Origin of the sequence: Legionella parisiensis, assembly GCF_001467945.1 — a bacterium.
Lineage (GTDB): Bacteria > Pseudomonadota > Gammaproteobacteria > Legionellales > Legionellaceae > Legionella > Legionella parisiensis.
The window spans coordinates 2,430,786-2,454,854 of sequence record NZ_LNYQ01000013.1 but is presented as its reverse complement, the minus strand read 5'-3'; the positions used below and the strand labels follow the sequence as shown (position 1 = coordinate 2,454,854).

Sequence of the window (24,069 nt, the reverse complement as noted above, 5' to 3'; positions counted from 1 at the left end):
GAAAAAAATTGGTCTATTTTTGCTGGGTTGCAGTTTCATTGCAACCCAGAGAGAGTTTTGCTCAATTTTTTTAGGCTTCTTGGTGATGTGTAGTGTCTTTTGGTGATTGAATATTTCCATTGGAAGTATAAACACTAACCGCATTTGCTTGATTTCCTGACAGAGTATTGACAATTTCTTGACGGACATAAAGGTTGTTGGCTATTATTTGCCCATTTACTGCATTTAATTCACGACAGCATGTGAGTAGTTCTGCAAGCTTAGTATTTAATTGATTGATTTGTTGTGTTTCCTCAACAGTGCATTCTTTAAGAAACTCAGTTAAAACGAGGTTCATATCTTGATTGGGATTCGTATAGTCAATGAGTTGCAAGCGTTGTTTGGCACTTTCTTCTAAATTATTCGATAATTCCTGTTTTTTATTCGCAAATTCTTCAAGCTTGTTAAATTCACGGGACGTTAGAATTTCCTTTTCCTCAGCCAGCAAAGAATTGAGTGATTCTATCCAATTAATTTCTTGTTTCAAATGGTCGCTCAATGTTTGTATTTTATGATCCATAGTTATTGCCCTTAGAATTTATGCAGGTTCTACATTTAATATTTTCATGGCAATTTTATCACTATCAATCTGATAGTTTCCAAGTGCTATTTCAGATTTAAAATATAAAACTCGAGCGTCATTGATTTCAGCAACTTCCTTAAGAGAGTTTTTTATAGCTTCTAACTGTTTGGAAGTATCACTAATGTTGACATGTGATGAGGGATCCTCAATCAAACTTTGGATTTTTTCTTGATGTTTCATTTTTAAACGACTGTCTGTATCTGGAGTTTTTACAGAAACTGCATCACTGATTTGATTAAACATAATTTATCCTCAATCACGTTCGACTTCTAAATGTATCGGCTATTTTGTAAAAATCTTTAGTAAATTTTAATTAAATGGGTGGGTTTGCATTTCTATTATCTTGGCTAAGCAGTGCTGATTTTTTCGTGTTGAAACTCATCGACTCGATTAAGCTATGTTTCAGCATTCAAAAAGCAGGCGATTTTGGCTCAAGTTACTGAAAGTAATCTTTATTATTAAATAATAACATTCACTTTCTTTGAGTCAGTAATCTGAGCTTCAATAATTTTTTTGGAAGAAAGATTGCGTACTTTAATGGTTTCACCAAGTGAGCCTTCTTCCAATGCAATACCATCCATACTTACAGTTAAATTGCTATCACCAGCAACAATAGAAACATGTTCTCCTTTATTAATCAATTTCGCTGCTTCTATATTATTCGGATTAAGCGGACTATTCGGGGGAATATTTTGTTTGCATATTTGCCCTATTAATAAATCCTTTTTAGTAAAATAGCCGTGATTTAATCTTTGTACATCCATTTCTGTTCGATAAATATCATCATTGGAGAGTCGAGTTCCTTTAATAAGAGCACGTTTTGTTACGTAGATCGATTTTAATACAGTTATTTTAACAGGAACGTATAAAGACCAATGATTGTCATTTTCTTGGCATTTTATTCCCATAGTACTGGTGTTTAAAATAGGAGACTGATAGGGATTAAAAACAACCAATTGCTCTTCAGCACATGCTTTGAGATTTAACCGGGAATCAATTTTATCTGCTTTAACGCGAATTACTCCTTCTTTATATGAAGAAAGCTCATTACGTATATGTTGCTCTATTTTGTACGTTAGTATTTCAGGCGGCTGCATCGCTTCAGCATGCAGTCCTGTACTTGCAAAAAATAGTAAAACACTTAGTATGCACTTTTTCACCAATAATTCCTTTTTAAATGTCTTGTTGCAAACTGCAAATATTATGCCAATTTTCAGGAGAGTATTAAATTATGGTTCATTTCATTGTTTATGTAGTAACTTTATTGATGTTTCAATTACCGGTTCATGCAGAAAGCCATCATCCCCAAGAATTTTTGCAATCAATTAGTGGCGCCAAAGATGAAGGTGAACAAATTTACAATCATTTTTGCGTCAATTGCCACGCAAATAAACCATTAATTCCAATAGGCGCTCCTAGAATTGGTGAAAAAGCAGATTGGAAAATACGTTTAAAACAGGGAATGGATGTGCTCTTTAAACATACTGATGAGGGTTTAAATGCAATGCCACCTCGGGGAGGATGTTTTGAATGCACTGATGAACAGTTAATGAATGTCATTCAATATATGCTCCCAAAACAACCAAAAAAGGAATCATTAAATAATCTTTAAGCTCATAAAAAATACACAGTGTAAAAAAAAATTATAAAAAAACCTAAACCTATTTTTAAATCTCCCGATAAATAGAAAAAAAGAGGGAGAAAATAAAGTGAAAAAATATCTAGCGTTAGTCCCAGTGTGTGCTTTAGCAACATCCTGTGCTTCCATGGATAGATCAGTCCCTATAGTTGATGATGCGGGCTACACACATTACACGATGAGTATGAAATCTGACCACAGGGGTACCCATGCCTTCCCTGAAAAACGACCGGCGACCGGGAAAAAAGTCATTGTATTTGACCCTAAAGCAACAGCGTGGGCGGCTTACGATAAAGAAGGTAATAGGGTAAATACCGGTAGTGCTTCCGGAGGTAAGGATTTTTGTGAAGATGCAGGCAAACCGTGTCGTACAGTGACTGGAACATTCCGCATTTATTCTAAAAAAGGTGAGGAGTGTACTTCCAGTATTTATCCCTTAGAAACAAATGGTGGAGCAAAAATGCCATATTGTATGCACTTCCATGGAGGTTACTCCATTCATGCGGCGTATGAAGTACCGAATTATAATGCAAGCCATGGCTGTATCCGTGTTTTACCCAGTGCAGCAAAATGGTTAAACGAAGATTTTGCTGATATTGGCACTACAGTAATTGTTAAACCTTACTAAACAAGGCATCGAAAGAAATTTTGATGGGAAGTTGGCGTTAATAAATAGGATACTCTCCACTACAGCCCTGCATTGCAGGGCTTTTTTTCTAAGTAATCTATTTAACGATGACTACTCTAAACCAAGCGAGTAGTGTTTTTTTTGTCTAGGTTGAATGAACTGTTACAGATTAGCCGGAAATTAATGAGACGTTTAGGCAACGAGGCAGTGATATTTGAGCTATATTTAAAAGAAACAAGACATAAGTAATCAAATGAGTAGAGAAAAAATACCAGAGGACTTGATGGAAAAGATTCTTGAAGCAGAGAATCTTGCGGAAACAATGTCAACGATGAAGATTATTCCTCAACCTCCAGAGCAAAAAAAATTTATACTTAGATTACTGATAAATAAGATTCCATTACTTTCTGGTTTCTTACAAAGTTTAGGTGGTTCTGGCACTGCAACTACCGCGCTAATCAAAAGCCTGGGGAATACGTCTCAAGCGTTGCAAGGAGCAAGCACTGGTTTTCACTATGCCGGCCTAGGTATTGCAGCAGTCAATTTTGTTCGTATTCCTTTGATTTATTTCTTTTCACTTATTGCAGGAGAACCCCCACCTTTTACCCTTTCCAATAATGCACGTTGGGCTTATTCCGCATTATTGTTGGGTTTGACTTTAACCGCTATTTTGGTTCCCGCAGCAGCGCCTCCAATTGCCTTGGCTATGGCCAGTTTAAGTTTGGTACTTAGTTTGGTCTCCATAGGAAATATGATTTACAACCGTTATAAAATTAAAAAATCACTACAAGAAACTAATGAAAAGATAAAACCCCAAGAGGATATTTTAGAGCTAAAGCGCGAAAATGCCCGGTTGCTAGGCTTAAAATTAAAAAATCTTAAGAAAAGTGATGAGGATTATGAGAAAAACGCCATGGCTATTTGCAAAGAAATTGAAGACTTAAACATCGAATATGAGATTGAAAGAGTCAAGTTACAGAAGCTTTATAATGATAAGTTGAATCATGAGCAAACACTTAAAGGTTTAGGAACAGGTGCATTTGTGGATAGGGGAGTCACCGCTGCTCTTACTTCCGTTGCTATCATCGGTTTGTCTCTGAGTTTGTTTTTTCCTCCTGTTGGTCTTGGTATTGTTGCAGGTAGTGCAGGATTAGGTGTTCTTTATGTCGTAGGTCGGGTTGCTGTTTCCCTGCTCGCTCCAGTAGTTAGCTCTCAACTGAAAAAACTGGGGTTATGGAATTCCAAAACAAATGAAAATGAGGAATCTCTTGAGCCTTCACTTAATCCAGATGATTCATTGACAGAGGAAAATCCTATGGATAAAGAGACATCTACATTTGCAGAAGGACCTAAAAGCACTATGAATAACGAGGACTCTACTTTAAAAACGATGAGAGAACTATTTGGAATAAATGCGAGTAAGAGATTGCAAGAATTAAAAGAAGGAGCTATTGAGATGGACATACTCGATAGCCGTTTGTCAGCAATAATTGAGACTCAAAATCATCGTGAAGCTTTAAAATTTTTCCAGCATCTGACAATAATTGCTCAAATGGAGGAATGTCCTTATGGTGACTTAAGATGCGTGCTCGACAAATTTTCTAATATGGATAAAGTACTACCCTTACTTGAGGATGCTCTTGAGGAAGTTAAAAATGGTATGCTGATTATATCGAAAGAGGAGAAAGTTGCGTTATATAATTCCGAACCTTTAAGGATTATTTTAAAACGAAGTGAGAGGCTATCCGATTTAAGCTTTTTAATTTCATCAACACAGCACACAGAGTCACGAGACGAAAAGCAAAAACAACTTAATTTCCAACAACAATAACTCATCTACAATGGGGATGTTGCAATTAGAGAGTTCTATTTGGGATCTAAAATCAAAATCCTTTCTTTTTCATCAAAAAATTTTTAATTCGCGATTTCATTTTTTCTAATGAACAACTTGCTAATATGTACATCGCAATTTACTATCATGTTTTTTTAAACCGGATGCATGATATATGATTCTATGTATTGATGTTGGAAATTCTCATATCTATGGAGGAGTTTTTGATGGAGAAGAGATCAAACTTCGTTTTCGTCATACATCTCAAATAAGTACATCTGATGAGTTAGGTATCTTTTTGAAAAGTGTTTTGCGAGAAAATAATTGTTCTCCTGAAGCAATTAAACAGATTGGTATTTGTTCTGTCGTCCCTCAAATTGATTATTCATTGCGTGCAGCCTGTGTTAAATATTTTTCTTTAGAGCCTTTTCTGTTACAGGCTGGAGTTAAAACGGGTCTGAATATTAAATATCGTAATCCTATAGAAGTAGGTGCTGACCGAATTGCAAACGCAATTGCTGCAACACATATCTACCCAAACCAAAACGTGATTATTATTGATTTTGGTACTGCAACTACTTTTTGTGTTATTAGTGCTCAGAAAGTATATATGGGAGGCGCTATTTTACCTGGGGTTAGGCTTTCAGTTGATGCTTTATCAAAAAATACAGCGAAATTACCTGCTGTAGAAATCATAAAAATTGAAAACTCAGTCGGACGTTCAACAATAGAAAGTATTCAGTCGGGTGTTTATTATGGTGCTATTGGTGCTTGCCGCGAATTGATTCAACGCTTGCATCAAGAGGCTTTTGATGCTGAAAAAGCTTTAGTTTTAGCAACAGGTGGATTTGCTTCCTTATTTGAAAAACAGGAAGTGTATGATCACCTTGTTCCTGATTTGGTTTTGCAAGGGATAAGATTGGCAGCTTTGCTGAATAATTGATTAAAAAAACCTGCAATTACTCTTAAAAAGGGTAATTGCAGGTGCTTGAAACTACTTTATTGTTGTAAAAAATTTACTCACTGTATACTCGTCTTCATGCTTTGCAAAATACTTTTGGAGTCCTGCTGGCATAGCATTTTGTAGATCCTCGTTAGCATTAATAAAATCCTTTAGATCCCCCTTTTCATTCTTAGATTGAACTGATCCTTCTGATAAGTTCCCTAAGATTTTACCAAGTGCACTTCCTGAGCCGAACGTTTCGGATTGAATTTTAGCATGAACCAAACCTATAGCTTGCGCTCGAATTAATTCATTACACCCGTGATGAGTTGAGACGGCATTTAAAAAGTTAATTTCTTGAGCCCTATCGCTCTTTTGAAACAAGTCTTTAACCCATCGCCAAAAACTACTTATTCCATGTCCACTTTCACCATAGGCTTTATCATATGCTTGTTTATATTGACTCTTTATCTGTGGTATGACTTTTTCAAGGGTGAGCACTTCTCCCTTTGCAGGACTTGTCACGTGCCTTTCTACTAATGTTAAGGAAACCTCTTCTATCTTCTTTTTAAATGATTCAACTTCCTCTTGGGCAGTCTCATATTGTTTTTCTAAAAATTGGATTCGTTCATCAGTATTTTTATCTTTTAATCGTCTTTTTTCGCCAAGTTTCTCAGTCAAATGCAGTTGACAGTCTAGAAGAATGTTTAAAGCTTCTTGATATTGTTTTGTTGCTGTTTCAAATTCTTTTTTGTTCTCTTTTTCAGATCCTTCGCTTATCATTTTTTGGGCAGAATCGGTGAATCTTTTTTTATGCTTAGCAAATTCGTCTAAAAGGTGTTTGTTATATCCCTCTTGCTTGTCAGACCAATTCGATTGTCTCTTAATATGTTCAGCGGCGTGTCTTATGTGAAGCATTTGTGTTGATTCCAGAAATACAGAAGTCAAGCCGCTTTTCTGAGAAGGTGCTTTATCCTGAGCGAGAGACCGTTTTACCTCTTGAATTTGCTGCTTTAAATTTTCTTGTCTTGCTTTCATTTTGGTCTCCACTGCATTACAAAATGTTTATTATCTGTGATAGTTGTTTTATTTTACATCAAAAAAATAAAATTAACAATATTCTACATAATGTGAAAATTGATTCACATTGGTAAAAATTTTCCTTTTTCAACATGCGGCCTTGAAACACTTTTGAATTTTTTTAAGATATTTTTATTTAATAATCTCATCTTCTACGAATTGAAACCCAAGTAAACGAATTACTTCATTGTGTTGAATTAAACTCTTTTGCTAATTTCATATAGTGTCAATAATTATCACAAATAGCTCTCTTATTGGTCGCGCGCTTTCTAAACCCTAAATAAATTATCCAAAAAGTGGGTTTTTATCTTGACGCATGGAGAAATGTGTTTCTATAGTGTATAAAAGTGGGGTAAAATAATAAAAAAGTGGAGAATTGTGGAAGATAAAAACTTCCACATAAAGGAAAACCATGTTTCGTGGAATAAATGCCATCACCATTGATACTAAAGGGCGCTTAGCTATCCCCACGCGTTATCGAGCCGCGCTGGGTGCAGAAGAGAAAACTCCTTTGGTGGTGACTATTGATACAGAGGAAACATGTTTGCTGCTCTATACTGCGACTCAATGGCAAATCATTGAAGATAATTTGCAAAAATTACCCAGTTTTAATGCTGCTGCACGAAGAATACAACGTTTATTGATTGGTCATGCGACTGATGTTGAAGTCGATGCAAATGGGCGGGTGTTATTACCCACGGTTTTAAGAAATTATGCGCAATTGGAAAAAGATGTAGTGATGATAGGCCAAGGAAATAAATTTGAAGTTTGGAGTAAGGATCTTTGGGAAACCCGGCGTGAACAATGGTTGGCTGAGGAAAGTTCAGGAACTGGTGGGTTACCTGATGAAATGAAAACGTTTTCTTTGTAATGGAAACAAAAATGGCAATGCATCAATCAGTATTACTTCATGAATCAATAGAAGGTCTAGCCATTAAAAGTGGAGGTATCTATTTTGATGGTACTTTTGGCCGTGGGGGGCATAGCAGAGAAATTTTGCGACATTTAAATGAGCAAGGTCGTTTATATGCCATAGATAAAGATATAGAAGCAATTGCATATGCCACAGATCATTTTAGTCAAGATAAGCGGTTTCATATATTTCAAGGTTCATTTGCCCAAATTCAGAAATTTGCTACTGAAGCGGGTGTACTGGGAAAAGTAGATGGTATTTTGTTGGATTTAGGGGTGTCTTCACCACAATTGGATAATCCGGAAAGAGGTTTTAGTTTTATGCAACAAGGACCTTTGGATATGCGTATGGATTTATCTCAGCCCATGAGTGCTGCGCGTTTTGTTAATGAAGCCGAAGCAGAAGAAATGGCTTCTGTTTTCAAGCTGTATGGAGAAGAACGTTTTGCAGGACGTATTGCCAAAGCAATCGTTGCTGCCAGAAATAATGCGCCTATTTCCACGACATTGCAATTGGCTGAAATTGTGAAGGAAGCAAATCCTAAATGGGAAAAACACAAACATCCAGCAACACGAGTGTTTCAAGCAATACGCATCTATATAAATCAAGAGTTAAACGATTTAAAGAGTTGTCTGGAGCAATGCCTTAATGTTCTGGCTCCCAAAGGGAGATTGGCGGTGATTAGTTTTCACTCCCTTGAGGATCGCATCGTGAAACAATTTATGCGTGATAAAGAAGAGGGAGCTAAACCGCCTCCGGAGGTGCCCATTCGTTATGAGGCGCTAAAGACAAATTTTAAAAGAATAGGTAAGGCAATTATGCCGCAAGAAGTTGAAGTAAAAGAGAACGTCAGATCTCGAAGTGCTGTACTTAGAATAGGGGAGAAATTAGCATGAATGCTGCAGCAAGAGTAATTAATCAAGGTACCTTATTTAATGGTCAACTGGCAGATATGCATATGTCAAAATCATTATACATGCTGATTATATTATTAGTTGCCGTATTAGTCAGTGCTTTGGCCGTGATATACAGTACCAATTCATATCGGGTGACTTTGAATAAGGTCGAGCAGCAAGAACAGTTAACACATTATTTGCAGCTTCAATGGGGGCAGTTACTCCTTGAGCAAGCAAGCCTAGCTACACCGGCACGAGTAGAAGAGTTGGCCACTGAAAAATTACAAATGCTTTTGCCAACTTCTAAAAATACTTATTGGCTACAAGCACAGCAGTAGAAGTTTTTGTTTTAAACGAGTACCATTGCCATTTAGTTTTAGTAACGTAGCCTAGGTGGAGGCAAAGGCCATAACCTGGGAGTTTTTGTGCAATATAACCCGGGTTATGGCACGCGCCTCCACCCTGGCTACAGATGGATTATATCCATGAAAAACTCAACTCATTTAAACAGACTGATCGTAGTATCTACTTTTTTTTTATTACTATTATTCATTTTGGTTTGGCGCATGGTTGATCTCACTGTACTCCATCGCCAATTTCTGCAAGGCCAAGGCAATGCTCGTAGTTTACGTGTTGTAGACATTCCTGCGCATAGAGGAATGATCATGGATAGAAATGGCACACCTTTGGCAATTAGTACTCCTGTGGAATCGGTCTGGGTGAATCCTAAAGAGTTCTCACCTGATAAAGAACAATTTATGTCCTTTGCAGAATACCTAAATTTAACTCCCAAGCAGCTAAGCAGAAAAATAGTAGATGCAGAAAATAAACAATTAGAATTTCTCTATTTACAAAGACAATTACCTCCCCCTTTAGCTAAAAAAATAAAGGCATTAAAAATCCCAGGCGTAAACTTTCAAAAAGAATTCAAACGTTATTATCCTGACTCAGATAGTATTTCCCAGTTGATCGGATTTACTAATGTAGATGATCAGGGTTTGGAAGGAATTGAGCTTGCTTATCAAGATTGGTTAAAGGGGGTCGTTGGTAAGAAAAGGGTAATTAAAGATCGTTTAGGAAGAGTTATAGAGGAATTAGGGGTCATAAAACAACCTCGCCCAGGCCGTGATATGACCTTAAGTATTGATCGACGTTTGCAATATTTGGCCTACAGTGAACTCACTAAAACGGTTGAGGAGTTTGCTGCAAAATCGGGTTCTGTTGTTGTTGTCGATACAGAAAACGGTGAGATTTTAGCTATGGCTAATGTTCCTTCCTATAATCCCAATTCACGGGGACGTTACGATAAAGATAGTTATCGAAATCGAGCAGTTACAGATACGTTTGAACCGGGTTCGGTCATTAAGACATTTAGTGTCGCCAGTGCTTTAGAAACCGGACTATTTACACCATCGACGATTATTGATACGAATCCAAGCTGGATGAGTGTTCAGGGGCGTACAGTGCGCGATATTCATAATTACGGCGTCCTTGATGTAACTGGTGTATTACAACACTCAAGTAACGTTGGGGTGACAAAAATGGTTTTAGCCAGTCCCCCTGAGCAATTAATTGGATTGTTGCAGCGTTGTGGTTTTGGGCAACGAACTGAAAGCACTTATCCTGGGGAAAGTGAGGGAGGAATTGTTAGCGTTAAAGATGCAAAACCTTTCGTCCTGGCTACAGTGAGTTTTGGTTATGGCCTGTCGGTCACCGCGTTACAATTAGCTAAAGCGAATATGGTTTTTGCGAATCAGGGCAAATTGATTCCTGTAACGTTACTTCATAATGATCCACCAACGCCAGGCGTGCAGGTAATGAAATCTGAAACAGCACAACAGGTTTTATCTATGATGGAAGCTGTATTAGGTAAAGACGGTACTGGAAAATCTGCAAGAGTCCCTGGTTATCGAGTAGCGGGCAAAACGGGAACGGCACGTGTAGCAGGGAAAGATGGTTACAAAGATAGAAAATATACTGCAAGTTTTATAGGAATTGCACCCGTTTCAAAACCGAAATTTGTTGTAGTCGTTATCATTCATGAGCCTTCTCGTAAAAGCTATTATGCCGCAGCAGTTGCAGCTCCATTGTTTGCTAAAGTAATGTCAGGTGCTTTACGATTGTTTAATATACCCACTGATGAATTGGTAGGATAAATTTGACTATAAGCTTTAAAGGTTTTTTAGTTTAGTTAAACTGTAGTTTTGGGTAAAATCCAGACTACATAAAACCTATTAGGAACCAAAGTGATGAAACTCTCACGATTATTAAAACCATGGATGTCACAGATTAATTCAGATTGTACTATTACCGGTATAGAAAATGACAGTCGTCGTGTTCAACCAGGAGATTTGTTTATAGCTTATGCTGGAGCAGCATCTGATGGTCGTTTATTTATAAATAAGGCTGTTTCTGCTGGTGCAATTGCTGTTGCCTATGATCCTATCCATTTTCCCAAGAATTGCGTATTGCCCGAATCAGTTTCTTGTATTCCTGTCCCTCACTTAGCGACACAACTTGCGCCAATTGCGAAACAGTTTTATGACGATCCTTGCCGTTTTTTAACTGTAACTGGAGTTACTGGAACTAATGGTAAAACAACAATCGCTTATCAATTAGCACAGGCTCATCATTTATTAGGGGAAGGAGCAGCATACATAGGCACTATTGGTCAAGGCAATGTAGATAAACTCCAATTATTGGACAATACAACCCCAGACTCACTTTGTTTACAAAAACTATTACATCACTACAAAAATCAAGGCTTGAGACAAGTATGCATGGAAGTGTCTTCTCATGCATTGGCACAACATCGAGTAGATGAAGTTGCGTTTAAACAAGCTATATTTACCAATCTAACTCTTGATCATCTGGATTACCATCTCAACATGGAAAATTATGCAATTGCCAAGTCATTATTATTTGCCAAAGAATCGTTGGAGTGGGCAATTATTAATCAAGATGATGCGTATCAAAAAATAATGGCTACTGCCGTTAAGTCCCATGTTAAAAAGTTAACTTATGGAATACATCAAGATTGTGATGTGAAAGCTGTAAATTGGACTATGGATATAAAAGGCACAGAAATTGAAGTACATTCTCCTTGGGGACAGCATCAATTCCGAATAAAATCCCTAGGTCAATTTAATATCTATAATAGCTTGGCCATATTCAGTAGTTTATTGGCTGCTGGTTATGCACCCGATCAGGTCGTCGAAGTAATGACCCAATTGAAAGCAGCTCCTGGGCGAATGGAAATTGTTGCTAATGCTCCTTATGTGCTTATTGATTATGCACATACTCCTGATGCTCTGGAGAATGCTTTAACTACCTTAAATCAATTAAAAAGAGGACGGCTATGGGTGGTGTTTGGTTGCGGTGGAGATAGGGATAAGACCAAGAGACCGGTGATGGGGAAGGTTGCCAGTACACTTGCTGATCAAATCGTTATTACCAGCGATAATCCCCGTACAGAGGATCCGCAGATGATTGTTGATGAAATTGCGCATGGCATTGCAAATTCATCGAATGTTATTCAATTGGTTAATCGTGAAGAAGCAATTGCTTATGCTTTAAATGAAGCAGATGAACATGATGTTATTTTAATTGCAGGAAAAGGGCATGAGGCCTATCAACAAATTGGCACGATAAAGCATACTTTTTCGGATCAGGATGTAGTAAAAAAATTAATCCAGAAATAGATTCCATAAACCTGCAACTTAAGAAATTTATGGCTTGGGTGAATCCCCGGGATTTATCTAGAAAATATTTCCCGGGTTTAGGCTGTGTTTCAATCCCAGATGAGGTTTATTTATGTATGTATTGCTTGAACTTCATAGGTGATATTTCTTCATAGCCTTGGATTGCTACTGCAAATAGATTCGGATCACCTGTCTCGTAGATACACACTAATTCATCATCTTTACCTGACTCAGGAATCCCCGGTGCTGTTAAGTCAGCTAAAATATCATTGGCTATATCGATTGTCTCTTCTTCAGAATCTGCTTCTACCGGGCCTATAGCGAATCCCCAGCTAGATGAAGTATTGTAGTTATTGACCGAGTAGCCGATATAATAATTATAAGCCAACTGTGACGCCATAGTAATTCCTACAGCTTGGATATCGCTTAGTTTAGGGCAAACAGATTCACCTGCAAAAGCAGAACCAGTAAGAACCAACGCAGCAGCAAAAGAGGTAAATTTTGCATTTAAAGACATATTATAACTCCTTGTTAAATCAAATCATTCCAAGTGAATCCCAAGTAGGGATTTTTTTATCGAACCCAGGTAAATAGCAATTTTTTACTTATGAGCTTTCAGCAAATATTGTTTTAATTTCATTGGGCTAATTGCGTAATCTCTAACAGCAACAGAATAAACATAAGGGTTACCTGTGTCATACAAACAAATCAATGTGTCATGATCTAGTTCTAAAGGAAATCCAGGAGTAGCCATATTATTTAAAATTCCAGTTGTGGCATCTAATGCATCATCTTCTGTATCTGCTTTCACTGGCCCAATAGCAAAACCCCAGGTAGCTGAGTTGAATTGACTGATAGAAAAACCAATAAAATAGTTATTACCAATCTGCTGAACTTCTGAAATTCCTTCCGCTTGCAGATCACTCAAATCGGGACAAGTATTATTTGCTAAGGCTGAACCAGCAAGAACCAATGCTGCTGTAAAAGTAGATAACTTGACTCCTAAAGACATTTACATACTCCTTTGTTTTTTTGTAAAAATCGGCAAAAGAGTATCATTTGCTTTACTGATTTACAATGGACAATTTTAGATTTAATCGTATTGATTATGTAAACAATTGGAGACTATTTAGTTGTTTTATTTCTTATACGCCCAATAATAATTTAGTTTTATAGTTCAAAATTGGGTCTGTTGAGTACTGAGAAAAATCATGGCGCGTTTGGTGATTTTTACGTAAATTCAAGAAAGCCACTTTTTTATCTACAGCATGCTTTAAGGATAATGTTTCTTCGAGTGGGTTATAAATTTTTAATATAAAGTCATGCCATAATTGACCTTTATGTAAGTTCAAAGTCTGTGGCAAAGCGGGTGCTGCGAATTGAGGTATAGCGAGATCAGCAATGTGATGTAAAGCGGAACTTACCATAGCAACTGCCGCGTATTTTGCCTCTAGACTATGGCCTGCAATATGGGGAGTGCATATTGTGGATTGATTAATAATACGGGTGTCGATATCGGGTTCATTAAGATATACATCGGTGCAATAGATTAATGGTTTTGATGTATTGAGAAGTGCTTTTTCATTGACAATTCCACCGCGAGCGGCATTAATAATGACACAGCCTGGTTTTAATCGATCTAGGAAATCCTGATTAATCAAATTGGCACTAGGATAGGGTTGATTATTATGTAATTCAGCATGAATACACAGCAGATCAATTGCATACAATTCCTCACGAGAGCAACTATGGAAAGTGGGTTCACATTCTGCTTTGAGGGGATCATAAGTGAAAATTTCCAAACCAGCGGCTTGCAAGCGCGCAGCAACTTGAGTTCCTACTTTTCCCAGTCCAATAATGCCTGCTTTATTTCCACGTAAAAGTTGTCGTTGTTCTAGAAAGGCAAGACAGGCAACGACATAATCAGCAACAGCTCGCGCATTGGATCCTTTTGCATCAATCACTTGAATGTTTTGAGACTCGAGCCAGAGACGATCAAGATGATCAGTACCGCTGCTCGCAGTCGCAACGTAGCGCAAGCAATGATTTTTTAATAAAAGTTGATTTACTTTTAGATTAGCACGGCAAAGAAGAACATCTTGTCCAGGAAGTAATCCTGTGATTTCATCGAGATGATGATATAGCGTTAGGCGAAAGGGCTTAGGAAAAGCCTGTTCTAATCCTGGCAGAGAGGAGTCAGCAAGTATATTCATAGTCAATGTTTACTCCATCAAAGTGTAACCTTCAAAAATAGACCTGTTTCCAAACTCTAATGTGGGAAATTGCTTTGTCTTCATCAGCGAGTTTGGAAAGCGGTCGAATGTATCGAGAGGTTAAATTGCTGGCTTTCATATTTTAAAAATGGCACTAAGTGCGATGAGTCCGAGATTAATTATCGGGGTTAATATCATGCCTAAAACCCCAGTAAACACCAAAAGAATGAGAATAAAAAAACCATAAGGTTCTATCTTAGCATAAGCCATAGCTTGTTTGGGAGGTAAAAGGCTACTGACTACCCGACTGCCATCCAATGGTGGAATAGGAAGTAAATTTAATGCAGCCAAAATTAAATTAATAAATACTCCTGCTTGGGACGTAGCATAAAGAAAAAGGACAGCCATTGATGTGCGTGGATTGAGCATAAGTGCGATTTTGTCGCAAGCAGCCCATAAAAATGCCATGAGAAGATTTGCAAATGGTCCGGCAAGAGTTACGAGGATCATATCGCGCCGAGGATGACGAAATTGGTTCCAGCTAATTGGGACAGGTTTTGCATAGCCAAAAACAAAATTAAATTGTGTTAATACACCAACCAACAAAGGTATAGCTACAGTACCTATAGGATCCACATGACGAAGAGGATTCAAACTTAGTCGACCTAACATTTTTGCCGTAGAATCGCCGCAGCGATATGCAACGAAAGCGTGAGCTGCTTCGTGCAGGGTAATGGCAAATAAAATGGGGATCGCCCAAATACATATTTTTTGGATTAGGGTAAATTCTATCATTAAAAAACTGAGCAGTGAGAAATGTATTCTGATTCTAGCGAATAGTTGCTTCCAATAACAAGTAAAAAGAAGTTAAAAGTCCTTTTTCTTAATATATGTATGTATTTAATTTTTATGGTCAAATCAGTACCTTAGTGCTTGATTAAATTGGAGCCAGAAAGTTGATTGGTTGGTCTATGCATGATATATTTTGCCCGAAATTTAACTAGTCTAGGAGACAAAATGCCAGCATTAAATAAATTAAATCCTGAGCTTAAAGAGGCCTTGGGTACAATGAGTGATCTCGTATCTCGATATGATGAATTGGTTGAAAAGAGTAAAAAGGAATCTCTTAGAGATAACCAAGATGCAACTCAATACGTTGATGATGTTATTAAGCGCTATAATTTGATTAAAAAAACATCGCCTAGATCTTCAGCCCTGCAAGAAAAAAAAGAATCCTTTTTATCTTTATTGAAAGGACATGCAGCTGAAGTTGGTATACTCGCTTTTTCTAAGCCAGGAGATCTCGCATCTCGACTTAAAGAGCTGGATTTCGAGCCCAGTAAAATTGATGAAATAACTAAAGGTATCGAGCAAGCTGGTGGTGATGATGATTTACTCTCTCTTATCATATCATCAGTAGTAACCAGTGAAACTTTGTTATCATGCCCTGATGGACATCACCATGGTCATCCTTTTGCAACCGTAACATCTTTTGGTTCTGGTAGCCACCATCACGGCCACTGGTAATTAAATGTAGGAGAGCGGTATGTTACTGATGAAGGATTGCGCTATTGATCCAGGCGATATAGTCTTTGTTGTATCAAGTAGCAGAAAACCTTTCGTCCGATTAAAACAGGCCGCTCAATCCATCACGACTGCTGGCAATAAACATGGGCATATGGAAGTTGTTACCGTCTTTGTTTGTACCGGCAAGAATGAACACGGCATCATTTGTCACAATTATGAGCGACAGCTTTCTGCGTCTGCGAATGTATTTATTGAAAATCTTCAAGGGAAGAGTGTAGAGGAATTAACAGTTCTGCTTCTCAATTACTGCAGCAAAGAATTCACCTCAGCTCAAATAAAGAAAGCACTTGAAGGAGGCTTCAAATGGATGAAACTTTGGGCTTCCCAAATAACGGGAAATGAAGATGCAGAAGAGCTCATTAAACAATTCCTTGTTGCATCTAATGAAAATAAAGAGAGATTAATCCAATTATTGGTTGTTTTCTGGCGTGCTTCAGGACAAGCAGAAACTCTTCCTGCTGTTAATTCAAGTTTGTTGGTGTTTAAACATACCGACAGCAATCAAAGACGACAATTCCTCGAGGCATACCGGCAACAAGTCAATGTTACTAAAAGATTATATGCACAAGGAAAAACCCGCACCAGCTTCTGGGCTGTGCTCAAATCACTTTTCCAATGGTCAAATAAACAGGATAAAAAAGATAGAGAAAAGCATTCTCCTTCTGAGGAAACTTTTTGCTCTCAAAATGTGATGCAGGTTTTAAATCAGGTTAATCCTGATTTAGTAAAGAGAGGCAGACACGTCCTACCTAAATCTTTGGAGGCTGGGCTTCGTGAGGCAACAGAAGCGGACGCAGCAAATCAGGACCAGTTCGATGATTTTGAAGCAATGATTGCTGCACAAAAACTACCTCCTTTTAAATTACAAATTTTACCTTCATCAGGTAAAGAATTGATGAGTACATTATTAGCAGTGGTAGATCAAGAAATTCAACGCATTGAGTCTAAATGGTGGATTAATCAGAAAGATAGAAATAAAGCATTTGATTTGAAAAAACTTGTTTTGCCTTTTCGAGATCCCAAATACCAAAATTATCCTGTTGAGTTGCAGGTGGATGAGGCTTTAAAGCTTATCGCAACGTTACTTCCTACATTACAAAGAAAAACAGGCTTCTTGGGGGAATGGTTTCCGTCAACTGCTTATGCCAATGTGAGAGCATTTGCCCGTACGCAGGGTATTTTTGATGGGGATATTCGTGAAGCAACAGAGAAGCTAAATAGTAACCCCGTCATTCAGAAAGAAGATCGGGATGATGTAGTTGACGATTTTAAACTGGTGCCTACCGATCAAATTTATATTTTTTCTGATTGGTCTTTTTCCAGTTGGTCAATAAGTAAACGTGAGCTGATGCTAAAGCATATGCTTGAATTGCTTGATGCGGGGCATGCATTATATACTTGGGAAAATGAAAAATTAGTTCAAATGAACAAAGAGTCCATACAACGTGCCATTAATGGGGATGATTTTGATGATTTGTTGGCATCTAAATTAAAACCAGCGACTCGCGCTACACTGCTTGTCCAGGCACAACAGCAACAATTAGCTACAGAGCAGATTCACTTTCTTGATTATAAAGTCTGCCAAGAATTAGTAGATGATCATCAGTCCATTGAAACACACCTTAACCAGGTCGCGCCGATATTCTCACCCAAGCTGGACAGGTACCATTTGAATCAAACGAAACAAGCTATCATTGATATTGAACTAGAAAATACGCATAATGAAAGCGAACAATTCGAGTTACAGAGCCTAAAAAGTCGCATTATTAACCAGAAAGAAGTAAAACAAAAAACATATCAAAGTGGTATTGATACAAAGGCTTTTATTGCTCAACCAAAATATAGAAAACCCATATTCAAACCAGTAAATTCACTGACATTTACTCCACCTGCCAAATATTACCGTGACGAAGTTTATTCTGATCTGGTAATTCATGAAAATCCATCCTCTCCATTCCAATATTTTGAATTAGCAGGCATGAATGCTACGGATAACCTGGTTGAGTCCCACTATAACTTTCATCCTGAAGGATTAACCGAAGAACTCATTGAAAAAAGAAAAGAGGAACCAAATCGCGTTCTATTAAAAGGAAAAAAGAGATTAAATTTGACAGAAAATTGGCAGGCTTTACCCTCTTTGCATCCTGGTGAAACTTTGTTAGACATCGCTATTAGTGAATTAAAAAAGGATGATTTTGAAATAAAGTACTCTCAAAAAAATCATTTGCATTACATTCGCTTACTTAAACCCACAATAGAGCCACGCGACATTATTGTCAATTTATTGTTGCGTATGCCCAAACACTATAGAGCACATCCTGTTTTTAGCACGTTAGCTGCGCAACCTGGACATCATGAAATACATCGTTTGTTAATGAAGTACTTTAAGTTTGGCAGAGACCGTGGAGAATTACGCAACTCCATTGGAGCCACCGTTCATAATGGTACTGAGTATCTTAATGAGGCAAGAAAGTTGGGTGTTGCAAGTTGTCGTTTAAGAGCGATTGCCTTTAAGGAAGAAATGAGTCGTTTATATCCTGAGATTCCTGTATCTGTTGCTGTTAATCCGGATCATTGTTTTATTGAAATGGAATTGGATGGTCAATGGCAAAGGTATTGTCTCGGTGGATATAGGGACACCCCAACTTTGATGGAATCAGTTAAGGAAGATACTTTAAGGTGTCGATTCTTTACCGAAAGCACAAAGCAGCAAGCTCGCACACCTGTTGAGGAAGTGAGGTTTGTTAACCGTTTTGGGTAGCCTGGGTGCAGCACAGAAGAGCCCGGGGAAATCGATGGTAATTAACACAGGCTCGCTGCACAGGTTACAAATGTAGTACAGGGAAAATATATAAAAGGGACATAAATGATGAACTTATTTGATGCACATTTACATATTATCGATTACCGGTTTCCCTTGATTGCCAACCAATCCTATGTGCCTAAAGAGTTTACGGTTACTGATTACATTAAAATTGCACAGCCCCTGCACATTATTGGTGGGGCGGTGGTCTCAGGATCTTTTCAAGCATTTGATCAAACTTATTTAATAAATGCGTTACATGCCTTGGGTCCAAATTTTGTGGGGGTGACTCAATTACCCGCTCTAGCAAGTAACGAAGAAATTATTGAATTAAATCAGCAAGGAATTCGCGGTATTCGATTCAATCTGAGACGTGGCGGATCAGAAAAAATGGAGCATTTAAGTGACATGGCGCATCGAGTTTATGAGATTGCCAAATGGCATGTAGAGTTGTATGTTGAGTCTTCTGATCTCGTGGAGTTGAGTGATTTACTCCTCAGTCTACCTGCGGTCAGCATAGACCATCTGGGATTGTCTAAGAGTGGGCTTCCAGGTCTATTTAAGCTCATTGAACAAGGGATCAAAGTCAAGGCATCCGGATTTGGCAGAGTTGATTTTGATGTCACCAGCACCTTAAAAACGATTGTATCGATTAATCCCGACGCACTGATGTTCGGTACAGATCTTCCCTCAACACGTGCGCCGAAACCCTTTAGTAAAAATGATATCAATCTTATTTTAGATGTTTTTGATAACCGTCTAGCCAATAAAATTTTATTGACAAATGCCACTGATTTTTATCGCTTGCAACTTAAGAATTAAAAAAAGCACCAGGGGATTCTTTACATAAGGTTTCGTGGGGTTTGGCGTGTGTTTTTATCCGGGCTAGATTCTTGGACAAATATTTTTATGCTATATCGAAGCGCGAGAAAATCGAGTTATATCAAAAGATAATAATTTAAAATAATCATAGGACATATAGAACTCACCGTCATCCCCAACAGAGGTGCCCCAAGAGTTTCTTAAGAATAATAATCCTTTATGTTTCACTCCGTGATTATCCACCGCAACTGCATTATCATCATATCCAGTAATGACCATTTCATGAGCAGCTTCGACATAATCGACATCTGCAATTATTTCTGGTGTTAAAACCCAGGTATCAGTATACATCCATGTCTTATATTTGCCGACTGCTCCTACGCTACCTAAATCGGTACGTGGAAGAAGTACAGCAAATACCAATCGGTCACCTGAAGATAGAGCTTGCTTCACATCGTTTAAGTTCTTTTCCGGATCAGTTTTTTGAAATACATCAGACCAATTGACTTCTTTGCCAAAGATCGACTCGCTAAGTGAATTAAATATTTCGGGATCCATAAATGATGCGGGATCATGCTCTGTGTATGTTGGATAGTTTTTCAAGCCGCCACAACCGAATTTTAGTTGTTTGACTTTATTAACGATTCCATACTGTTCCATCTGGTCAATGACATAACTCGCATAACTTCCATCCCAGCCGCTTAGACCATAACCGTGTTTTTCCAGATAACTACCCAGCTGTAGATTACACAACTGACTAATGTAATCACCCTTGAACATGGTTGCATCAAGTGCAGCGGTTACTGCAAAAGTGACACAGGTCCCATGGATTCCTTGGTCCAAGACGGGTACATTATTCATGCCTAATTTAACATTATTAGGTATCAACAAGGCTGCGTTATTTGCAGAAGTATAAGCAAACTGCTGAGTATGCGCTAAAGCATCTTGGGCACGGGTGGCCAGGAGATTTTTTGCCTCGTCGGAAAGATGGACTTGCAGTAATTGAATACTCTTTTTATCTTTCACCAGACTATCGTGCGACAAATGTGCAGGTGCTTGCTGTAATGTCTGTTTTAGAGTACCAACAACTGTAACATCCTGGTGGGCATAGGCTCCTTGAATTACCAACGCAGCGAAAACAAGTATTTGCATTGACTTAATAGTAAATTTTGTTAAATCCATGCTCACTCGTTTCTGTGTTTAAGATGTTGTGTTGGATTTTCGTACTTATTGGGTCTCTTGTCAACAATATCAATGATTGAAATGGATACTGAAAAGGTTAGTTTAATGGAGTTTCTTATAAAAAAAGATGCCTTTATTAAGATTTATTGAATGGTTACAATGAGTTATAAACTTCAGAGGACAGTAGGAATATGTCATTAACAGATAAAATTTTAGGGAAGCCCCTTACTTGGAAGTCCCAGAAGAAACAAGAATTGTCTGTATTAACTGGAGTTCCTGCACTCGGATTAGACGCTTTGTCCTCAACAGCTTATGGACCAGAAGCAGCACTCACAGTGTTGTTGCCAGCAGGAATTATCATTTTAGGTTCTATTTGTTTTTAAGGGAGTTACCCATAATCTAATTCCAATGTTTGCTGTGGGATCTTTTAGTGCTTTTCTTTTTTCAAAGGTTGGTATGGTAGTACATTGGGTGCGCGAAGAAAGCCGGCAAGTTCGCTATAAATTAGTAATGAATGCTCTGGGTGCTTTAATCACCGCAATCGCACTTTTTATTATTATCATCACAAAATTTATGGAAGGTGCTTGGATAATTGTTGTTCTTGCACCTGCATTGGCATTTTTGATGTCTCATATTAAGCGTCATTATAATAAGATTGCGTGAGAAATTGAAAATCCAATAAAAATACATCCTCGTTATCTAAAGCACCCTGTAGTAATTATTCCAATACATGGTTTAGATTTAATCGCTGAAAATGCAATTCAATCTGATATTACAGCTGTTTTTGTTAATGCAGGATATGAAGATATTGAACCTTTAAAACAACTTTGGCATCAACTGATGGAAGTGCCAGCCAAAAAAGCAGATAAAGGTCTACCTAAACTAGAAATTATAAAATCACCTTATTGGCGTATTTATAAGCCATTATTAAATTTTGTAGATAACGTAAGAAAAGAGAGGAAAGATAAGCTGATTGCCTTTATGATACCTGAGTTATTAGAACTTAACTGGTATGAGTACTTATTACACAATATTCATGCCACAGGATTACGGGCTTTACTGTTTTTAAAGCGAGATCCTAGTACAATTGTTGTTACCATTCCATGGTACTTACGTGAAAAATAAGGATTTGATTGATGTCGCAGTTTGAAAAATTATTTAATTTTATGAAAAAACCTTGGGTTATTATTCCCTATGCATTTTTGGTTATTCTAGCCTATTATTTTGTAGACAAGCCTTTGGCGACTTATTTTTACCATTTGGACTTCAGAGTCAATATTCCCTTTTTACTCCTATTGACTGCATTGGGAAAATGGGTTTCTTATATCAGTTTGTTTTTTATTGCCGGGTTGTATTTTCGATACATCCAAGTTAATACTGTTTATGAAGTTCGATCTTGGTATTTACTGAGTTGCGTACTTTTAGCCAATTTGGTTTGTTTAATTTTAAAAGTTGCATTGAGCCGTGCTCGCCCTGAATTGTTATTTTCCAGTAATGAGTTTGGATTTTATTGGTTTAAGTTAAGTTCAAATTATTGGTCTTTGCCTTCAGGACACACGACGACGGTTATTAGTTTAGTAGCTGGATTAGGGATAATTTTTCCTCGATATTTTTATGTGTTACTTGTTGTTGCTCTATTAGTTGCTGCTTCAAGAATTTTGTTATGGTTTCATTATTTGAGTGATGTGATGAGTGCATTTTATATTAGTCTGTTGGTTGTTGGCTTTTTTACAGAATACATTAAACGGAAAAATTGGTTCAATAAAATGGATTGTACTATGCGATAACTAGGATTTCAGAAAGTTAACGAGTTTTAGCAGTATCGATCCTGAATAGCCAATCTAGGGAGAGGTTATGACTATAGAGACTGAATTAAAAACTCTGGTTAGCATCTATGCCAGTTATGATAAAGAAAAAGATTGTTATACAAGTGATTTGAACAAGGAGGCTCTTTTACGACTAGACGCTGATTTTATTAAATTAATTAATAAATTGCTGCTTAAAGATGGTCCGGAAAAAACAAAAATAAAAAAAAATTATAGAATTTTATCTTTTAATTTCCATCCGGACCTTATTGGAAAATTCGGTGCAGAAGCAAAATGGATTGAGAACAATCTGTCTGAAAATCGCAATGATGGAGCTTGTTTTAAAACATTGTCGCTTTGTTATGGGAAGTTAACTTCCCCTCAAGATTTTAAACCGCTTAAATTTGATGAAATTACTACGCGAGAAGATCTTAAAAAATGGTTGGAAAACTTAAGAAATGCTTCCCGAACATTTACGGAGCGTCATTTATATGTGAGTCTTCTGCATCTACTTGATCAATCTACCGGATATTTAGACGAAGTAGGGAAAATAAAGCCAAAAGGGATCCGTGTTTTAATTTCATTCCTTCCCATGATTTTTATTAGTTTGAGTACTTTTGTTTTTGCGGAAGAGTTATTTGCTATTTATGCTCTTTATTTTGCTTTATTAACAGGTGGACAATTTATGACGGGCAGCAATTCAGCAGGGTTGCAAAAGCTTGGTAATACCTTGCAAAAAATCACCATAGTTTCTGCCATGACCACAACTACCTTACTAGCTCGTTTAGTTGAAATGACTTTTTGGGCATCTCGTCAGTGCTATGAGATGAGTTTGCAAATAGGTTCTACAATTTTAACACCATTACTTTGCGCTCCTTCGGAGGTGAAGTCTGAGGCCTCTGCAGTAGATGAAAACTTATGTCGAGAATTGATTCTTGCAAGCCAGAATCAAAGTATCAGCGAGAATTTTAAAACGCCTGAATTAAAAATGATTGCAGCGCCAATTGAATCATATCTTGGATTATTAGAGCAGCAATTTTTTAGAAACTGGAGGGCAGGTGGAGGAAAGCATCGCGCATTAGACGCATTTTTGCTTAGAGTGCGTGTAATCGATAAAGATAATGATTTGAAAGTCGAAGAAAAAGTTGCAAAAGCATCTAAGGCTTTAGAGTTAGTAAAAAAAGATCCCAGTGTTTACACTCCAGGAGGAAAAACTGCTTTGGCAGTTGACCGGGCAGAACGGGTGATTAGTCTGCTCAAAGATGACTCTGGGATGCAGCTTACTGTAGTAGGATGTCCTACATAAAAAAGTTTTTAAGGTCAGGTATCTCCTTTAATGCCTAAATTTCAGGTGTTATATTCATGGCCTTTACCATTGTCAAATTCAGGGTAAAATAGAAATAC

At 37.5% G+C, this 24,069-nt stretch carries 26 protein-coding genes; 17 read left to right on the top strand and 9 right to left on the bottom strand.

What is annotated here, in order from left to right:
• Positions 1 to 70 precede the first annotated feature (70 nt).
• From Lpar_RS16970 to flgA, 3 genes are all read right to left on the bottom strand, one after another.
• The gene (locus Lpar_RS16970; protein ID WP_058518947.1) at positions 71 to 559 is read right to left on the bottom strand and encodes a flagella synthesis protein FlgN; all 489 of its coding nucleotides are present in this window, start codon (positions 557 to 559) and stop codon (positions 71 to 73) included.
• Between the two features lie 18 nt (positions 560 to 577).
• Positions 578 to 865, bottom strand: coding sequence for a flagellar biosynthesis anti-sigma factor FlgM (flgM, locus tag Lpar_RS16965; protein WP_058518946.1), 288 nt, complete (start codon positions 863 to 865; stop codon positions 578 to 580).
• Between the two features lie 215 nt (positions 866 to 1,080).
• Positions 1,081 to 1,782 carry a flagellar basal body P-ring formation chaperone FlgA gene (gene flgA / locus Lpar_RS16960; protein ID WP_058518945.1) on the bottom strand — a complete coding sequence of 234 codons (702 nt, stop codon included), beginning with the start codon at positions 1,780 to 1,782 and terminating at the stop codon, positions 1,081 to 1,083.
• 71 nt (positions 1,783 to 1,853) lie between these two features.
• Here flgA and Lpar_RS16955 point away from each other — a divergent pair, with 71 nt between their 5' ends.
• The 4 genes from Lpar_RS16955 to Lpar_RS16940 all read left to right on the top strand — a co-directional run bounded on the left by Lpar_RS16955 (position 1,854) and on the right by Lpar_RS16940 (position 5,663).
• Positions 1,854 to 2,234 carry a c-type cytochrome gene (locus Lpar_RS16955; RefSeq protein ID WP_420324265.1) on the top strand — a complete coding sequence of 127 codons (381 nt, stop codon included), beginning with the start codon at positions 1,854 to 1,856 and terminating at the stop codon, positions 2,232 to 2,234.
• Positions 2,235 to 2,331: 97 nt separating this feature from the next.
• Positions 2,332 to 2,889 (top strand): L,D-transpeptidase, encoded by a 558-nt coding sequence (locus Lpar_RS16950; protein ID WP_058518943.1) that lies wholly within the window; start codon positions 2,332 to 2,334, stop codon positions 2,887 to 2,889.
• 253 nt (positions 2,890 to 3,142) lie between these two features.
• The gene (locus Lpar_RS16945; RefSeq protein ID WP_133133922.1) at positions 3,143 to 4,720 is read left to right on the top strand and encodes a hypothetical protein; all 1,578 of its coding nucleotides are present in this window, start codon (positions 3,143 to 3,145) and stop codon (positions 4,718 to 4,720) included.
• A gap of 175 nt (positions 4,721 to 4,895) precedes the next feature.
• Entirely contained in the window at positions 4,896 to 5,663 is a 768-nt protein-coding gene (locus tag Lpar_RS16940; RefSeq protein WP_058518941.1) for a type III pantothenate kinase, read from the top strand.
• Between the two features lie 51 nt (positions 5,664 to 5,714).
• Here the strand turns inward: Lpar_RS16940 and Lpar_RS16935 are convergent, their stop codons facing one another.
• On the bottom strand, positions 5,715 to 6,701 hold the full coding sequence (locus Lpar_RS16935) for a hypothetical protein (protein ID WP_058518940.1): 987 nt from the start codon (positions 6,699 to 6,701) through the stop codon (positions 5,715 to 5,717).
• A gap of 454 nt (positions 6,702 to 7,155) precedes the next feature.
• On the opposite strand from Lpar_RS16935, the gene mraZ reads away from it, so the two are divergent.
• The 5 genes from mraZ to Lpar_RS16910 all read left to right on the top strand — a co-directional run bounded on the left by mraZ (position 7,156) and on the right by Lpar_RS16910 (position 12,253).
• Complete coding sequence (gene mraZ, locus Lpar_RS16930; protein ID WP_058518939.1) at positions 7,156 to 7,614, top strand: division/cell wall cluster transcriptional repressor MraZ; 459 nt, start codon at positions 7,156 to 7,158, stop codon at positions 7,612 to 7,614.
• 11 nt (positions 7,615 to 7,625) lie between these two features.
• On the top strand, positions 7,626 to 8,552 hold the full coding sequence (gene rsmH, locus Lpar_RS16925) for a 16S rRNA (cytosine(1402)-N(4))-methyltransferase RsmH (protein WP_058519312.1): 927 nt from the start codon (positions 7,626 to 7,628) through the stop codon (positions 8,550 to 8,552).
• Complete coding sequence (ftsL, locus tag Lpar_RS16920) at positions 8,549 to 8,890, top strand: cell division protein FtsL (protein ID WP_019233725.1); 342 nt, start codon at positions 8,549 to 8,551, stop codon at positions 8,888 to 8,890. The genes rsmH and ftsL overlap by 4 nt, the downstream gene beginning before the upstream one ends.
• Positions 8,891 to 9,037: 147 nt before the next feature.
• Positions 9,038 to 10,708: a peptidoglycan D,D-transpeptidase FtsI family protein gene (locus tag Lpar_RS16915; protein WP_058518938.1), complete on the top strand. Its 1,671-nt coding sequence runs from the start codon at positions 9,038 to 9,040 to the stop codon at positions 10,706 to 10,708.
• A gap of 93 nt (positions 10,709 to 10,801) precedes the next feature.
• A complete protein-coding gene (locus tag Lpar_RS16910; RefSeq protein WP_058518937.1) occupies positions 10,802 to 12,253 on the top strand; it encodes a UDP-N-acetylmuramoyl-L-alanyl-D-glutamate--2,6-diaminopimelate ligase in 1,452 nt (483 codons plus the stop codon).
• Between the two features lie 106 nt (positions 12,254 to 12,359).
• On the opposite strand, the gene Lpar_RS16905 is transcribed toward Lpar_RS16910, so the two are convergent.
• The 4 genes from Lpar_RS16905 to Lpar_RS16890 all read right to left on the bottom strand — a co-directional run bounded on the left by Lpar_RS16905 (position 12,360) and on the right by Lpar_RS16890 (position 15,261).
• A complete protein-coding gene (locus tag Lpar_RS16905; RefSeq protein ID WP_058518936.1) occupies positions 12,360 to 12,770 on the bottom strand; it encodes a DUF4949 domain-containing protein in 411 nt (136 codons plus the stop codon).
• Between the two features lie 84 nt (positions 12,771 to 12,854).
• Positions 12,855 to 13,265 (bottom strand): DUF4949 domain-containing protein, encoded by a 411-nt coding sequence (locus Lpar_RS16900; RefSeq protein ID WP_058518935.1) that lies wholly within the window; start codon positions 13,263 to 13,265, stop codon positions 12,855 to 12,857.
• Positions 13,266 to 13,398: 133 nt separating this feature from the next.
• Positions 13,399 to 14,466, bottom strand: coding sequence for a 4-phosphoerythronate dehydrogenase (locus Lpar_RS16895; protein WP_058518934.1), 1,068 nt, complete (start codon positions 14,464 to 14,466; stop codon positions 13,399 to 13,401).
• Positions 14,467 to 14,601: 135 nt separating this feature from the next.
• Positions 14,602 to 15,261: a site-2 protease family protein gene (locus Lpar_RS16890; protein ID WP_058518933.1), complete on the bottom strand. Its 660-nt coding sequence runs from the start codon at positions 15,259 to 15,261 to the stop codon at positions 14,602 to 14,604.
• Positions 15,262 to 15,483: 222 nt separating this feature from the next.
• Between Lpar_RS16890 and Lpar_RS16885 the strand changes: the two genes are divergently transcribed.
• The 3 genes from Lpar_RS16885 (at position 15,484) to Lpar_RS16875 (ending at position 19,678) form a co-directional block, all read left to right on the top strand.
• Positions 15,484 to 15,993: a hypothetical protein gene (locus Lpar_RS16885; RefSeq protein ID WP_058518932.1), complete on the top strand. Its 510-nt coding sequence runs from the start codon at positions 15,484 to 15,486 to the stop codon at positions 15,991 to 15,993.
• A 19-nt stretch (positions 15,994 to 16,012) separates the two neighbouring features.
• Positions 16,013 to 18,814, top strand: coding sequence for a hypothetical protein (locus Lpar_RS16880; RefSeq protein ID WP_058518931.1), 2,802 nt, complete (start codon positions 16,013 to 16,015; stop codon positions 18,812 to 18,814).
• Positions 18,815 to 18,919: 105 nt separating this feature from the next.
• Positions 18,920 to 19,678, top strand: a complete 759-nt coding sequence (locus Lpar_RS16875; RefSeq protein WP_058518930.1) for an amidohydrolase family protein — start codon at positions 18,920 to 18,922, stop codon at positions 19,676 to 19,678.
• Positions 19,679 to 19,768: 90 nt separating this feature from the next.
• On the opposite strand, the gene Lpar_RS16870 is transcribed toward Lpar_RS16875, so the two are convergent.
• Complete coding sequence (locus Lpar_RS16870; protein WP_058518929.1) at positions 19,769 to 20,860, bottom strand: C1 family peptidase; 1,092 nt, start codon at positions 20,858 to 20,860, stop codon at positions 19,769 to 19,771.
• A gap of 191 nt (positions 20,861 to 21,051) precedes the next feature.
• On the opposite strand from Lpar_RS16870, the gene Lpar_RS18965 reads away from it, so the two are divergent.
• The 5 genes from Lpar_RS18965 (at position 21,052) to Lpar_RS16845 (ending at position 23,971) form a co-directional block, all read left to right on the top strand.
• Positions 21,052 to 21,243 (top strand): hypothetical protein, encoded by a 192-nt coding sequence (locus Lpar_RS18965; RefSeq protein ID WP_058518928.1) that lies wholly within the window; start codon positions 21,052 to 21,054, stop codon positions 21,241 to 21,243.
• 34 nt (positions 21,244 to 21,277) lie between these two features.
• Positions 21,278 to 21,523, top strand: coding sequence for a hypothetical protein (locus Lpar_RS19485; protein WP_237759436.1), 246 nt, complete (start codon positions 21,278 to 21,280; stop codon positions 21,521 to 21,523).
• A 177-nt stretch (positions 21,524 to 21,700) separates the two neighbouring features.
• Positions 21,701 to 21,985: a hypothetical protein gene (locus Lpar_RS19480; RefSeq protein ID WP_058518926.1), complete on the top strand. Its 285-nt coding sequence runs from the start codon at positions 21,701 to 21,703 to the stop codon at positions 21,983 to 21,985.
• 11 nt (positions 21,986 to 21,996) lie between these two features.
• Positions 21,997 to 22,647 carry a phosphatase PAP2 family protein gene (locus tag Lpar_RS16850; RefSeq protein WP_058518925.1) on the top strand — a complete coding sequence of 217 codons (651 nt, stop codon included), beginning with the start codon at positions 21,997 to 21,999 and terminating at the stop codon, positions 22,645 to 22,647.
• Positions 22,648 to 22,714: 67 nt separating this feature from the next.
• The gene (locus tag Lpar_RS16845) at positions 22,715 to 23,971 is read left to right on the top strand and encodes a hypothetical protein (RefSeq protein WP_058518924.1); all 1,257 of its coding nucleotides are present in this window, start codon (positions 22,715 to 22,717) and stop codon (positions 23,969 to 23,971) included.
• Positions 23,972 to 24,069 lie beyond the last annotated feature (98 nt).